The sequence below is a fragment of the Pseudomonas sp. RL_5y_Pfl2_73 genome (genome assembly GCF_963970515.1).
Lineage (GTDB): Bacteria > Pseudomonadota > Gammaproteobacteria > Pseudomonadales > Pseudomonadaceae > Aquipseudomonas.
The window spans coordinates 1-12,679 of record NZ_CAXAPD010000037.1; the positions used below are offsets into that span (position 1 = coordinate 1).

A 12,679-nucleotide genomic window follows, 5' to 3' on the forward strand; every position below is an offset into this window, starting at 1 on the left:
AAGCCGTGATCGTCAGCTTAGAGCTTTGCAGCGCAAGGCTACAAAGCTGGGTGTCCGATTGGTTGCGGCTTAAAAAAGCTTAAAGAACAAGGGGATGGATTTTGTTTGATGAGAGCTTGCTCCCGCTGGGCTGCTCTGTAGGAGCTGCCAAAGGCTCGGGCCGCGTTCGGACGATCTCTTGATCTTTGACTTGTGGCTCAAGACTCTGGGAAAGATCGCGGCCTCGCTTCGCTCGACAGCTCCTACAGGCCCAACGCTCGCTTGCGCCCTGTTCAGCAACCGTTGCACCCACGCGGCATCCTCGTCATTGACCACCCCATAGCGATTCGGCGGTAGAAAATCCCAGTGATGAGCGGCCTCGTCCAGGCGCTTGAGTTCATCGGCAGACAGCCAGTACGGCGCTTCCACCAATGGCATCGGCGCACCGTCGAAACGTCGGCCCAGTTGCAGGTTCGTGCCGGGGGCGAAAGCGATCGCCAGTTGCTGGCGGGGTTGCAGCAGCTTGTCCGGTGCGGGCATTTGCCCTACTCGCCCGTAGCTGAAGTCGCCCGAAAATTGCTCCTTGAGCACCAGCCAATGCCCCGCCGCAGTCCGGGCCAGGATCCATTGCGACACACCGCTGCCCTGCACGTACTTCACTTTGCCGTCGGACCATTGCATGAGGGTGTTGCAACCGGGTCATAGTTGGACCACAGGCAGATGCCGGAAACCAGGTATGGTGTTCGAGTTCGACCAACCCTTGATCGGGCATCGACGCCCGATAACGCTTGGTCGGGTCGCGCGTATCACGCAAGACGTTGTGCACGATCCACGTCGCCATGAACAGCAAGGTGGCGAACACAAGCCAGTTCCTGAGCCAGCATCGGCGCCCGCTCCCGTGGGCCGATGCCAGGACCGAGGGTCTGGAAGCGTGTGAACAGGTTGTAGATGTCATCGCTCATGGATCGGATCATGCCCTTGAAGTCATCATGGTCGAGCGCCCTTTCGGGACGCCCTTGGACGCTGGAGCAGGTGTATTATCCGGGTAACCAAGCGCCCTATAGACACTCAATCATGCCCATTTCCCAGACCCGCCCTTCACCCGCGCCCTTGCTCAAGCCAGGCGAGACAGTGGTCCTGTTCGACGGCGTTTGTAAACTGTGCAATGGCTGGGCGAAATTCCTGATCCGCCATGACCACGCCCGACGCGTGCGGTTGGCCTCCGTACAGTCGCCCGAAGGGCAAGCCCTACTTGCCTGGGCGGGCCTGCCCTTGCAGCAGTTCGACACCATGGCCGTGGTTCGCGATCAGCATTACTGGGTGCGTTCGGAGGCGATTTTTGAAGTCGTAGCCCTACTGCCCTGGGCCTGGCGCCCGGTGAAGCTGCTGCGCTACGTCCCCCACAGGCTTCGGGACTGGGCCTATGATCACATTGCCCTGAATCGTTATCGGCTGTTTGGCAAATACGACGTGTGCCTTTTGCCGAGCCCGGATCATGAGCGGCGTTTTTTGAAGGCTCCAACGCCTGGGAGCAATCCGGTGGAACGGATCGGTACTTAGCCCGTCAGTAGCTCGATCCACTGAGGTGGCGTCATCTTCGTCACCATGATCAGCACAATGACAAACATCCCCAAAAATCCAAAAACGCCCATCCAGAACCACTTCTGATACACGGATGAGTATCGATCATCGAGCGCCCGCCCGTCCCCAACCGCGCTCGAAGCCATCACGTATAAACGCTTCTGAAGCACCAGCACAGGAAGCCACAGCGCCCCCACGCAAAAGAAAATGATCAACGACGTCATTATCCATTCCGCGGTCAGGGGAAGTCCGGCCAGTCTCATTAACAGATAGCCCGTCGCTATCTGAATAAAGCCCGCCGGCGTGGTAATCCAAGTGTCGAACTGGACGACCGTCCTGGCCACGTGGGCAATGACCTGAGGGTTGGCGGTGCGGCTGGCCGCGATCAGGTAAAGATAGGACCCCATGCCGAAGCCGAAAAGGAAAATGGCAGCAATGATGTGGAGGTACTTCAGGCAAAGATAGAGCATCTGTCAGCCCTGCTCCTCAGAGAAGTGAACGGACAGGTTCAAGTTTTCGGGGTCGTTGATGGCGGCCATGTATTCGTCGACGGTGATTTCACCCACGCAGGCCCGAGCACCGGGTTCGGGCCGATACCCTTGGGCGACTTTTGCCGCCAAGGCAACGGCTGCGCAGCTGGGAATCTCCGGCCCCTTGTCGTTCATGGCGGTGAGCTGCACGTTCATCGACAACGGATCGCCATTGGCCCCCATGCCATGGACGTCGATGTACATTGCGCTTTTGCCATCGCCAAATCGTTCGAACCAGAGCCCCCACCGATGAAGCCTGGCGGCCCAAGGGGCATGGTCACGTACCATCCCCATCCTCATTGCCTGGGCCAGCAGGTAGTTGGCAATGCCGCCGAGCTTCAGGCCTGAGCCGGCCTTGAAGCTCAGGGTCTGGGCACCATAGCGGCTGGCGAAGATATCCATGTCCGGCACGTCGACATTGGCCAGTACCCGGGTCCCCATATAACGCATTCTACGAAGCGTCAGGTCCTGCCATCCCAGGACCTCATGTACCCGGCCATTCCGGAGTTGCTTGATCGGCTTGCCTGCATAGGCCAGAACGCCTTCGACGGTGGACAACCCCGGCATCTTGGCCGAAGAGGAAATACCATGTTCGATCGTGTCGATGCGTTTAAAGCGATCCCGCTGCTGATCGATGAGGGCTGCCGAAAGCGTCGGCACTGAGCTGCAACCACTGAGGACCGCCACGCCTACCTGTTTTGCCCGGGCGTCGAGTGCGCTAATACCGGTGACGAAGGCCCTGGAATCGGACAGGTCGCAGTAGTTCACGCCCGCGTCGATGCAGCTCTCGGCAACGGCATAGGTTTGCCCTTGGAATGGGCCACCGGTATGGATGACCCATTGGATGTTCATCAAGCCCAGGACAGATTTGAAGCCCGCGTCCATGGCGTCGCCGCACCAACTTCCACACACCGAGCCCGATTGAGCGTTCAACTCATCGACTTTGCGCTGCAGTTTTTGGGCATCGCGCCCCGAAATCACCAGTTCTACACCTGACATCACCACCAGGTGTCTGGAAACGATACTGCCGAAATTTCCATACCCACCGACCACCATCACCCTGAGCGTCATTCCATCCGTCCCTAAATATTCGATGAAGCCCGCAACCTTGCCACAACGAAGACGCGCAGGTGTACCCCTTGTGGTGGGTCACTCCTGTGTGGCGAGGGGATTTATCCCCGTTGGGCCGCGCAGCAGCCCCTATGGCATCCACTCAATCAACCTGACGCACCGGTATGCCAGGTTTCAGGGCCGCTTCGCGCCCCAGCGGGAGCAAGCTCCCTCGCCACAAGAGCTACTGGGTGGTGTGTCAGCTCATCAAGAGCGGTTCGGCAGAGGTCAGTGAGTGGCCGCATTTGCTCCCTGCTGATACTCCCGAGGGGTGCAGCCGAACTCGCGGCGAAACACGGTGTGCAGGTATTGCGCCGATTTGAAGCCGCAATTCTGGGCGATGTCGGCAATCGGCGAGTGGGTGTTTTCCAATCCGTTGGCGGCGGCGGCCAGTTTGAAGCGCAGGATTTCGTCGTGGACGCTGCAACCGCGCTCCTTGCGAAAATGCGCTTCGAGCGATGAACGCGACACTCCCACATAGGCCGCCACCTGGGCGGTCTTGATGCCCTGGCAGGCGTATTGGCGGATGAAGAGCAGTGCCTGCATGACATAGGGGTTGCCCAACGGTTGATGCAGGCTCGACACCTGCACATTGATCGCGTCCGGCGGTATCAGAATCTGTGTGCCGGTGGACGGCATGCCGTGCAGCATTTGATGGAGCAGGCGCGCGGCGGTGCGGCCCATGGTTTCGGTGCCCTGAATCACCGAGCTCAGCGGCACTCGTGTCAAGCTGCGGGTCAGAGGGTCGTTGTCGATGCCGATCAACGCCACCTGCTCAGGCACAGCAATCCCGGCGGTCAGGCAGGCTTGCAGCAGCTGCCGGGCGCGGGCGTCGCTGACGGCGATGATGCCGATGGGTTTGGGCAGGCTTTGCAGCCAGGCGATCTGCTGTTCGACGGCGCTGTCCCACAGCGGTGCACTGGTGCCCATGCCGCGATAGACCTCGGCATGCAGGCCATCGCGCTGGACCAGCCGGCGAAAGGCTTTTTCCCGTTCCTGGGCCCAGCGATTGGCTTGTGCCTCAGGCAGGCTGAAACAGGCAAAACGCGTCAACCCGGCCTCGATCAAGTGCTCGTAGGCCAATGTCATCAACGCGTCATTGTCGGTGGCAACATAGGGAATGCCCTTCGGGTAAGCACGTTCATCCTGATAAGAGCCGCCCACCGCCACCACCGGCAGCTTGATCCCGGCCAGCGCCTCGCCGATCAGTGGGTCGTCGAAGTCGGCGATGATCCCGTCGCCCTGCCAGCGCTCGATGCCTTTCAAGCGGCAAAGAAAATCCTCCTCAAGGAACAAGTCCCAGGAGGCGCGCGTGCTGCTCAGGTAGTTGCCGATGCCGCTGATGATGCCGCGGTCGTAGATTTTGCTGCCATTGAACAACAACGCAATGCGGTGAACGGGCGGGACGGTTTTCATTGGTTTTACCCTGGGCCGATGCGCACAGACTAGGCGCGCAAGCGGCGAACCTCAATACGCAAAATCGAACTGCTCATTGGTGATTTTCATAATCAGCAGCCACTGGGCCGGCGTTAGTATCGGGGCACCGCCAAGAATAAAAAGGAAATCGCCCATGCCGTACTTCCCCGGTGTCGACAAGATTCGCTACGAGGGCCCCGCCAGCGACTCGCCGCTTGCCTTCCGTCACTACGACGCCAACAAACTGGTGCTCGGCAAGCCCATGCGCGAGCACCTGCGCATGGCGGTCTGCTACTGGCATACCTTCGTCTGGCCGGGGTCGGATGTGTTCGGTGCCGGTACGTTCAAGCGCCCTTGGCAGCACGCCGCAGATCCCATGGAAGTGGCCATCGGCAAGGCCGAAGCGGCCTTCGAGTTTTTCTCCAAGCTGGGCATCGACTACTACTGCTTCCACGACACCGATGTCGCCCCCGAGGGCAATTCGCTCAAAGCGTACCGCGACCACTTCACCCAGATGGTCGACCACCTGGAGCGTCATCAGGAAGAGACCGGGATCAAGCTGTTGTGGGGCACCGCCAACTGCTTCAGCAACCCGCGTTTTGCCGCCGGCGCCGCCAGCAACCCGGACCCTCAAGTGTTCGCCTGCGCCGCCGCCCAAGTGTCCAGCGCCATGAACGCCACCCAGCGCCTCAAAGGCTCCAACTACGTGCTGTGGGGCGGCCGTGAAGGTTACGAAACCCTGCTCAACACCGACCTGAAACGCGAGCGCGAACAGCTGGGCCGCTTCATGCGCATGGTGGTCGAGCACAAGCACAAGATCGGCTTCAAGGGCGACCTGCTGATCGAGCCCAAGCCCCAGGAGCCGACCAAGCACCAGTACGATTACGACAGCGCCACCGTGTTCGGCTTCCTGCAACAGTTCGGCCTGGAAAACGAGATCAAGGTCAACATCGAAGCCAACCACGCGACCCTGGCCGGTCACAGCTTCCATCACGAGATCGCCACGGCCGTCTCCCTGGGCATCTTCGGCAGCATCGACGCCAACCGTGGCGACCCGCAGAACGGCTGGGACACCGACCAGTTCCCCAACAGCGTCGAGGAAATGACCCTGGCCACCTATGAAATCCTCAAGGCCGGGGGCTTCAGCAATGGCGGGTTCAACTTCGATTCCAAGGTCCGGCGCCAGAGCGTCGATGATGTCGACCTGTTCCACGGCCACGTCGCCGCCATGGACGTCCTCGCCCTCGCCCTGGAGCGCGCGGCAGCCATGGTGCAGAACGATCAGTTGCAACAGTTCAAGAACCAGCGCTACGCCGGCTGGCAACAACCATTCGGCAAAGCGGTGCTGGCCGGTGAATTCAGCCTTGAATCACTGGCCGAGCATGCCTTCACCAATGACCTGAATCCCCAAGCCGTCAGCGGTCGCCAGGAGATGCTCGAAAACGTGGTCAATCGGTTCATCTACCCCTGACAACGGGCAATGGTCGGGGCGCAGGGGCTGTTACATTCGCGCGACAAATCTGTGCCCACGGCGCTCTGCAACGCTCTACAGTTCTACCCGGTATCACGCTCATCGTCAGGCCGTGTCTTTCAAACAACAATAAAAGGACGCACCACATGAAAACAGTCAAACGTACCCTGCTCGCCGGCACCCTCGCCCTGCTCTCGCTTCCGGTCATGGCCGATGCGGCCCACCCGAAAATCGGCTTTTCCATTGATGACCTGCGTCTGGAACGCTGGTCGCGGGACCGTGATTACTTCGTCGCGGCGGCGGAAAAACTCGACGCCAAGGTCTTCGTCCAGTCCGCTGATGCCAATGAGCAAAAGCAGATCTCGCAGATCGAAAATCTGATCTCCCGTGGCGTCGATGTGATCGTCATCGTGCCATTCAACGCCACCGTCCTGACCAACGCCGTCGCCGAAGCCAAGAAGGCCGGGATCAAGGTCGTGTCCTACGACCGACTGATCCTCAACGCCGATATCGACGCCTACATTTCCTTCGACAACGAAAAGGTCGGCGAGATGCAGGCCAGCGGCGTGCTGAAGGCCGCCCCCAAGGGCAACTACTTCCTGCTCGGTGGCGCCCCTACGGACAACAATGCCAAGGTCCTGCGCGAAGGCCAGATGAAAGTGCTGCAACCGGCCATCGACAAGGGTGACATCAAGATCGTCGGCCAGCAGTGGGTGAAGGAGTGGAACCCCACCGAAGCCTTGAGCATCGTGGAAAACGCCCTGACCCGCAACGACAACAAAATCGATGGCATCGTCGCCTCCAACGACGCCACCGCCGGCGGTGCTATCCAGGCCCTGGCCGCCCAGAAAATGGCCGGCAAGGTGCCGATCTCGGGCCAGGACGCCGACCTCGCGGCGGTCAAGCGCGTGCTCGATGGCACCCAGACCATGACCGTCTACAAACCGCTGAAGCTGATCGCCTCCGAAGCCGCCAAGCTCTCGGTGCAACTGGCGCGTAACGAGAAACCGACCTTCAGCTCGCAATACGACAATGGCAGCAAGAAAGTCGACACCATCCTGCTCACCCCTACGCCGTTGACCAAGGACAACATCGACCTGCTGGAAAAGGACGGGTTCTATACCAAGGCGCAGATCGCCGGGCAGTGATCTGACCAGGCAATCAAGTGGTGGGACCTGTGGGAGCGAGCCTGCTCGCGATATCGGTGGTTCAGCTTGCATCAATGTTGGATGTGCTGCCGCCATCGCGAGCAGGCTCGCTCCCACAGGGGCTCTGCTTGACCGACCGGCATCGGCGGCGACAGTAACCCCACCCGCTGATGTATGAGCCCTTTTTCATGAGTCCTTGCCATGTCCGATTACCTGTTGAAAATGAACGGCATCGTCAAAACCTTTGGCGGTGTCAAAGCCCTGAACGGCATCGACATCAAGGTCAGGCCGGGTGAGTGTGTCGGCCTGTGCGGTGAAAACGGCGCCGGCAAATCCACGCTGATGAAGGTGCTGTCGGCGGTCTACCCCTACGGCACCTGGGGGGGTGAAATTCTTTGGGACGGCCAGCCGCTCAAGGCACAGTCCATCAGCGAAACCGAAGCCGCCGGGATCGTCATCATTCACCAGGAACTGACCCTGGTCCCCGACCTGTCGGTGGCTGAAAACATCTTCATGGGCCACGAACTCACGCTGCCCGGCGGGCGCATGAACTACCCGGCGATGATCCACCGTGCCGAAGCCCTGATGCGTGAACTCAAAGTGCCGGGCATGAACGTCTCGCTGCCGGTTTCGCAGTACGGCGGTGGCTACCAGCAACTGGTGGAAATCGCCAAGGCGCTGAACAAGCAGGCGCGGCTGTTGATCCTCGATGAGCCCTCCTCGGCCCTGACCCGCTCGGAAATCGAGGTGCTGCTGGACATCATCCGCGACCTCAAGGCCAAGGGCGTCGCCTGCGTCTACATCTCCCACAAGCTCGATGAAGTGGCCGCCGTGTGCGACACCATCTCGGTGATCCGCGATGGCAAACACATCGCCACGACCGCCATGGCGGACATGGACATCCCGAAGATCATTACCCAAATGGTCGGACGGGAAATGAGCAGCCTCTACCCCACCGAACCCCATGACATCGGCGAGGTGATTTTCGAGGCGCGTCATGTCACCTGCTACGACGTCGACAACCCCAAGCGCAAACGGGTCGACGACATTTCATTCGCTCTCAAGCGCGGGGAAATTCTTGGCATCGCCGGACTGGTCGGCGCCGGTCGCACGGAACTGGTCTCGGCGCTGTTCGGCGCCTACCCCGGCCGCTACGAAGCTGAAGTCTGGCTGGGCGGCCAACACATCGACACGCGCACGCCGCTCAAGTCGATCCGCGCCGGCCTGTGCATGGTCCCCGAAGACCGCAAGCGCCAAGGCATCATTCCAGACCTGGGCGTGGGCCAGAACATCACCCTGGCGGTGCTCGACAACTACGCAAAACTGACGCGAATCGACGCCGAAGCCGAGCTGGGCAGCATCGACAAGGAAATCGCACGCATGCACCTCAAGACCGCGAGCCCGTTCCTGCCGATCACCAGCCTCTCCGGTGGCAACCAGCAAAAAGCCGTGCTGGCGAAAATGCTCCTGACAAAACCCCGCGTGCTGATTCTCGATGAACCCACCCGCGGTGTGGACGTCGGCGCCAAGTATGAGATCTACACGTTGATGGGTGCGCTGGCGGCCGAAGGTGTGTCGATCATCATGGTGTCCTCGGAACTGGCCGAAGTATTGGGGGTTTGCGACCGCGTCCTGGTGATCGGCGAAGGCCAGTTGCGCGGCGACTTCATCAACCACGAACTGACCCAGGAACAGGTGCTCGCCGCCGCGCTCAGCCATCCTGATGGCCATAACAATAATGATCGGAAGTCCGCGTAGATGAATCAGGTCAAACAGCTGTTTTCCCGCTACAAAATGCTCGCGCTGGCGATCGCCGTGGCGCTGATCTGGCTGTTTTTCAGTTGGCAGACCGACGGCGGGTTCTTGACCCCGCGCAACCTCTCCAACCTGCTACGGCAGATGTCCATCACCGGGATCCTAGCCTGCGGCATGGTGCTGGTGATCATCAGCGGCGAAATCGATTTGTCGGTGGGTTCGTTGCTTGGGCTATTGGGTGGCCTGGCGGCGATTCTCGATGTGGTCTATCACATCCCGCTGCTGGCGAACCTGAGCTTGGTGGCCTTGTGCGGTTTAGTGATCGGCTTGGGCAACGGCTACATGACCGCCTACCTGCGCATCCCGTCGTTCATTGTTGGCCTGGGTGGCATGCTTGCTTTTCGCGGCGTCCTGCTGGGGGTGACTGGCGGTACCACCATTGCCCCGGTCTCACCAGAACTGGTCTACGTGGGCCAGGGTTACTTGCCGCACACGGTTGGGACCGGGCTGGGCATCCTGCTGTTCGCCCTGACCCTGTTCCTGACCTGGAAGCAACGGCGCAACCGTGCCCTCCATGGCCTGGCGGCCCACTCCCTGGTGCGTGACGTGTTGCGCGTGGTGGTGATCGGCGCGGTGCTGGCCGGGTTCGTCTATACCCTCAACAGTTACGACGGCATCCCGGTGCCGGTGTTGCTCCTGCTGATCCTGCTGGGCGTATTCAGCTACGTCACCAGCCAGACCGTGTTCGGTCGACGTGTCTATTCGGTGGGCAGCAACATGGAAGCCACGCGTCTGTCCGGCATCAACGTGCAGGCCGTGAAATTGTGGATCTTCGGCATCATGGGCGTGATGTGCGCCCTCGCCGGTGTGGTCAACACCGCACGCCTGGCCGCCGGTTCACCCTCGGCTGGCAACATGGGCGAACTCGACGCCATCGCCGCCTGCTTCATCGGCGGCACCTCCATGCGCGGCGGCTCCGGCACGGTCTATGGTGCCCTGCTCGGCGCATTGGTCATCAGCAGCCTGGACAACGGCATGTCCATGCTCGACGTCGACAGTTATTGGCAGATGATCGTCAAAGGCAGCATTCTGGTGCTGGCGGTGTGGGTGGATGTGAGTACGCGCACGGGGCGGCGTTGAGCTGTACTCGTCACTTGCTGGCAGACGCCATCAGCACGCCGAAACCCAGGAAGGTGATGCCCGACAGTTTGCCGACAACCCTGGCGCCCTGGCTTGAAGAGAGCCAGCCCCTGGCGCCATTGGCCATCAGCGCATAACCAGAATGCACCAGTACGACAAGCACGCTATAGGACGACACCAGTAAGAAGAATTGGCTGTAGTAATCGCCCTCCGGCTTGATGAATTGAGGGAACACGGCCAGGAAGAAAAACCCGGCCTTGGGGTTGAGCAACTGGATCGACAGCGCCTCGCCGAATCGCCGCCACGGGCGCGTGGACGTGACCGTGAGTTCAGGCACGAAGCGTTGGGTGCGCCACATCTTGATGCTCAGGTACAACAAGTACAGCGCCCCGATGTATTTCAACAGCGTGAAGGCCGTCGCCGAGGCGGCCAGGATCAACCCCAAGCTGCTAGCGCAGATACCCGCCACGATAAACGCGCCTGAGGCGATCCCGAAGATGCCCGGCAGCGCACCGCGCCAGCCATGGCGCAAGGCATTGGAAAGCGTCAGCACCACACCGGGGCCCGGGCTGAGCACCGTCAGGGTCGCCAGGATCAGAAAAAGTCCGTAACCGGCCATGCATCACTCCACATTGAAGGCGAATTGCTGTGGCCTTCAGGGTGGCGTGGCACCGGGACGCTGACAAACGCTTTAATTGCGCCACACATGTGACTAAATTAGACACATGATCGCCAACCTCCCCCCGTTGAACGCCGTACGCGCCTTCGCCGCTGCCGCTCGCCACCAGAGTTTCAGCCGCGCCGCCGAAGAACTGCACGTCAGCCACAGCGCCGTCAGCCGCCACGTAAAGTTGCTCGAAGAGCGCTTGGGCGTACTGCTGTTCGAACGTCGAACCCGCCAGTCCTTGCTCACCCCGGCCGGTCGGGTTTTCTACGAGCAGGTCAGCGAGGCCCTGACCCAGATCGCCAACGCCGCCACCGCACTGACACGCAGTGCTGCCCAGCGCAAAGTGACCATCAACGTGCGCCCCTCCTTCGCGGTGCGTTGGCTGATCCCGCGACTGCCGGACTTCATGGCGCGCCACCCGGACATCAAGCCCGACGTCGTCACCAGCACCCGGCCTCCCGATCCATCACGGGAAACGTTCGACGTGGTCATCCGCCGCGGGCACGCCGGCTGGTCGCCCCATGTACAGCCCACGGTGCTGCTGGAAGACGACCTGCTGCTGGTCGCCGCACCGTCGTTGTTGCACAGCGTGCCATTGGAAAGCATGCCCGACCTGGCCCGGCACACCTTGTTATCGGGCAGGACGCGCAGCAGCGATTGGCAAGACTGGGCGGAACACGCAGGGATCGAGCCATTGAACAACCTGCCGACCCTGCAATTCGATCACATGCACCTCGTACTGCAGGCCGCCGTCGATGGGCTGGGCGTGGCGCTGTGTCCGGCTTCGCTGCTGGGTAGGGATTTGTCCAACGAGCGGCTGACCTGTCCACTGCCGTCATTGCGCCTGCCGTTAGCCCGCTATTACTACGGGGTGTCCAGGGATGCGGTGGCTGATACGCAGGTTTTTGTTGATTGGTTGCTAACCCATTGTGGGAGCGAGCTTACTCACGATAGCGCCCTGTCAGCCGACATCAATGTTGACTGATCGAATGCCATCGCGAGCAAGCTCGCTCCCACAGGGGAATTGCGTTAGCCGGGAGATGCCTTATGCGCTTTGGAGCGCGGCCAACGGCGGTCCGAAAATCTCGTAGGAATTTACCTCTGTGGCGAGGGGATTTATCCCCGCTGGGCTGCGAAGCGGCCCCAAACCAGACACCTTATTTCGCCAGGTACTGCGCAGGTACCGGTTTTGCGACTGCTGCGCAGCCGAGCGGGAGCAAGCTCCCTCGCCACAGGGGGAGCGTGCGTCCTACAGGTCGGTTGTGGGGGCTGGGATCGACTTCTATAGTTGGGTCGTCGCTGGCTTTGGCCGGTGACTGGGTTTCGCAGCCCGATAGATACGCTGGCAACCAGGCATCATAAAAGTAACAATGGGCGCGTTTGGCGTTCAACGTCACTTATGGTGGCTGTGTGTGGGAGATCTTCGGGTCTGCCGAGTTCCTCGTATCCTCGGTCTGCGAACCCACATGCAGCTACCACCCGTTCGTTTCGCAGCGAATTGCAGTAGCTATCTTTCTTGATATGAGGAAATTAGTAACTATGCGCCAGAATCCTTTGGATCAACGCTTCACCCCCCTGACCCAAACCGCCACCACCCATCCCGTCCTGCTGATCGACACCCAAGCCCCACTCCCCGAACTCCATGCTTGCGCCAGCGAACGCCTGCACGCCACGCTCGATTACCTGACTTTGGTGGCGTGCAGCAGCCTGCGTGATTCGGCATCGAGCGACATCAACACCATCACCAACGTCGCCCGGATCCTGGTGCAGGATGTGGCGGATGTGTTCGGCGTGATCGAACAGCGCGGGCTCGAAGGCTAAAAACTTGTGGGAGCGAGCCTGCTCGCGATAGCGACGGCACAATTGATCGTTCCCACGCTCT

The 12,679-nt window shown here is 60.6% G+C and carries 13 protein-coding genes; 7 read left to right on the forward strand and 6 right to left on the reverse strand.

Features of this window, described 5'->3' with window-relative positions; all coding sequences use genetic code 11:
* Window positions 1-69: 69 nt before the first annotated feature.
* Window positions 70-660 (reverse strand): hypothetical protein, encoded by a 591-nt coding sequence (locus tag AACY42_RS25200; RefSeq protein ID WP_339483049.1) that lies wholly within the window; start codon window positions 658-660, stop codon window positions 70-72.
* A gap of 125 nt (window positions 661-785) precedes the next feature.
* On the reverse strand, window positions 786-941 hold the full coding sequence (locus AACY42_RS25205; RefSeq protein WP_339483050.1) for a hypothetical protein: 156 nt from the start codon (window positions 939-941) through the stop codon (window positions 786-788).
* A gap of 112 nt (window positions 942-1,053) precedes the next feature.
* Here AACY42_RS25205 and AACY42_RS25210 point away from each other — a divergent pair, with 112 nt between their 5' ends.
* Complete coding sequence (locus tag AACY42_RS25210; protein WP_339483051.1) at window positions 1,054-1,539, forward strand: thiol-disulfide oxidoreductase DCC family protein; 486 nt, start codon at window positions 1,054-1,056, stop codon at window positions 1,537-1,539.
* Here AACY42_RS25210 and AACY42_RS25215 read toward each other — a convergent pair.
* The 3 genes from AACY42_RS25215 to AACY42_RS25225 form a co-directional block, all read right to left on the reverse strand.
* Window positions 1,536-2,030, reverse strand: coding sequence for a DUF2269 family protein (locus tag AACY42_RS25215; RefSeq protein ID WP_339483052.1), 495 nt, complete (start codon window positions 2,028-2,030; stop codon window positions 1,536-1,538). The two genes, AACY42_RS25210 and AACY42_RS25215, sit on opposite strands and share 4 nt — an antisense overlap.
* 3 nt (window positions 2,031-2,033) lie before the next feature.
* On the reverse strand, window positions 2,034-3,161 hold the full coding sequence (locus tag AACY42_RS25220; RefSeq protein ID WP_339483053.1) for a saccharopine dehydrogenase NADP-binding domain-containing protein: 1,128 nt from the start codon (window positions 3,159-3,161) through the stop codon (window positions 2,034-2,036).
* Between the two features lie 267 nt (window positions 3,162-3,428).
* Window positions 3,429-4,616, reverse strand: coding sequence for a XylR family transcriptional regulator (locus tag AACY42_RS25225; protein ID WP_339483054.1), 1,188 nt, complete (start codon window positions 4,614-4,616; stop codon window positions 3,429-3,431).
* A gap of 154 nt (window positions 4,617-4,770) precedes the next feature.
* Between AACY42_RS25225 and xylA the strand changes: the two genes are divergently transcribed.
* From xylA to AACY42_RS25245, 4 genes are all read left to right on the forward strand, one after another.
* Complete coding sequence (gene xylA / locus AACY42_RS25230; RefSeq protein WP_339483055.1) at window positions 4,771-6,087, forward strand: xylose isomerase; 1,317 nt, start codon at window positions 4,771-4,773, stop codon at window positions 6,085-6,087.
* Between the two features lie 146 nt (window positions 6,088-6,233).
* A complete protein-coding gene (gene xylF, locus AACY42_RS25235; protein ID WP_339483056.1) occupies window positions 6,234-7,235 on the forward strand; it encodes a D-xylose ABC transporter substrate-binding protein in 1,002 nt (333 codons plus the stop codon).
* A gap of 201 nt (window positions 7,236-7,436) precedes the next feature.
* On the forward strand, window positions 7,437-8,993 hold the full coding sequence (gene xylG / locus AACY42_RS25240; RefSeq protein ID WP_339483057.1) for a D-xylose ABC transporter ATP-binding protein: 1,557 nt from the start codon (window positions 7,437-7,439) through the stop codon (window positions 8,991-8,993).
* Window positions 8,994-10,130 carry a sugar ABC transporter permease gene (locus AACY42_RS25245; RefSeq protein WP_339483058.1) on the forward strand — a complete coding sequence of 379 codons (1,137 nt, stop codon included), beginning with the start codon at window positions 8,994-8,996 and terminating at the stop codon, window positions 10,128-10,130.
* Between the two features lie 10 nt (window positions 10,131-10,140).
* Here AACY42_RS25245 and AACY42_RS25250 read toward each other — a convergent pair whose 3' ends face one another.
* Window positions 10,141-10,749 carry a LysE family translocator gene (locus AACY42_RS25250; protein ID WP_339483059.1) on the reverse strand — a complete coding sequence of 203 codons (609 nt, stop codon included), beginning with the start codon at window positions 10,747-10,749 and terminating at the stop codon, window positions 10,141-10,143.
* A gap of 106 nt (window positions 10,750-10,855) precedes the next feature.
* Between AACY42_RS25250 and AACY42_RS25255 the strand changes: the two genes are divergently transcribed.
* Together AACY42_RS25255 and AACY42_RS25260 are read left to right on the forward strand one after the other, a co-directional pair.
* A complete protein-coding gene (locus AACY42_RS25255; protein ID WP_339483060.1) occupies window positions 10,856-11,782 on the forward strand; it encodes a LysR substrate-binding domain-containing protein in 927 nt (308 codons plus the stop codon).
* 554 nt (window positions 11,783-12,336) lie between these two features.
* Entirely contained in the window at window positions 12,337-12,618 is a 282-nt protein-coding gene (locus AACY42_RS25260; protein ID WP_014338612.1) for a hypothetical protein, read from the forward strand.
* Window positions 12,619-12,679 lie beyond the last annotated feature (61 nt).

Bases quoted from the DNA above. Each gene is read 5' to 3' on its own strand.
- xylG (WP_339483057.1), top strand. From the start codon at position 7,437: ATGTCCGATTACCTGTTGAAAATGAACGGCATCGTCAAAACCTTTGGC.
- AACY42_RS25200 (WP_339483049.1), bottom strand. From the start codon at position 660: ATGCAATGGTCCGACGGCAAAGTGAAGTACGTGCAGGGCAGCGGTGTG.
- AACY42_RS25255 (WP_339483060.1), top strand. From the start codon at position 10,856: ATGATCGCCAACCTCCCCCCGTTGAACGCCGTACGCGCCTTCGCCGCT.
- AACY42_RS25215 (WP_339483052.1), bottom strand. From the start codon at position 2,030: ATGCTCTATCTTTGCCTGAAGTACCTCCACATCATTGCTGCCATTTTC.
- xylF (WP_339483056.1), top strand. From the start codon at position 6,234: ATGAAAACAGTCAAACGTACCCTGCTCGCCGGCACCCTCGCCCTGCTC.
- AACY42_RS25225 (WP_339483054.1), bottom strand. From the start codon at position 4,616: ATGAAAACCGTCCCGCCCGTTCACCGCATTGCGTTGTTGTTCAATGGC.
- AACY42_RS25205 (WP_339483050.1), bottom strand. From the start codon at position 941: ATGAGCGATGACATCTACAACCTGTTCACACGCTTCCAGACCCTCGGT.
- AACY42_RS25245 (WP_339483058.1), top strand. From the start codon at position 8,994: ATGAATCAGGTCAAACAGCTGTTTTCCCGCTACAAAATGCTCGCGCTG.
- AACY42_RS25210 (WP_339483051.1), top strand. From the start codon at position 1,054: ATGCCCATTTCCCAGACCCGCCCTTCACCCGCGCCCTTGCTCAAGCCA.
- xylA (WP_339483055.1), top strand. From the start codon at position 4,771: ATGCCGTACTTCCCCGGTGTCGACAAGATTCGCTACGAGGGCCCCGCC.
- AACY42_RS25260 (WP_014338612.1), top strand. From the start codon at position 12,337: ATGCGCCAGAATCCTTTGGATCAACGCTTCACCCCCCTGACCCAAACC.
- AACY42_RS25250 (WP_339483059.1), bottom strand. From the start codon at position 10,749: ATGGCCGGTTACGGACTTTTTCTGATCCTGGCGACCCTGACGGTGCTC.
- AACY42_RS25220 (WP_339483053.1), bottom strand. From the start codon at position 3,161: ATGACGCTCAGGGTGATGGTGGTCGGTGGGTATGGAAATTTCGGCAGT.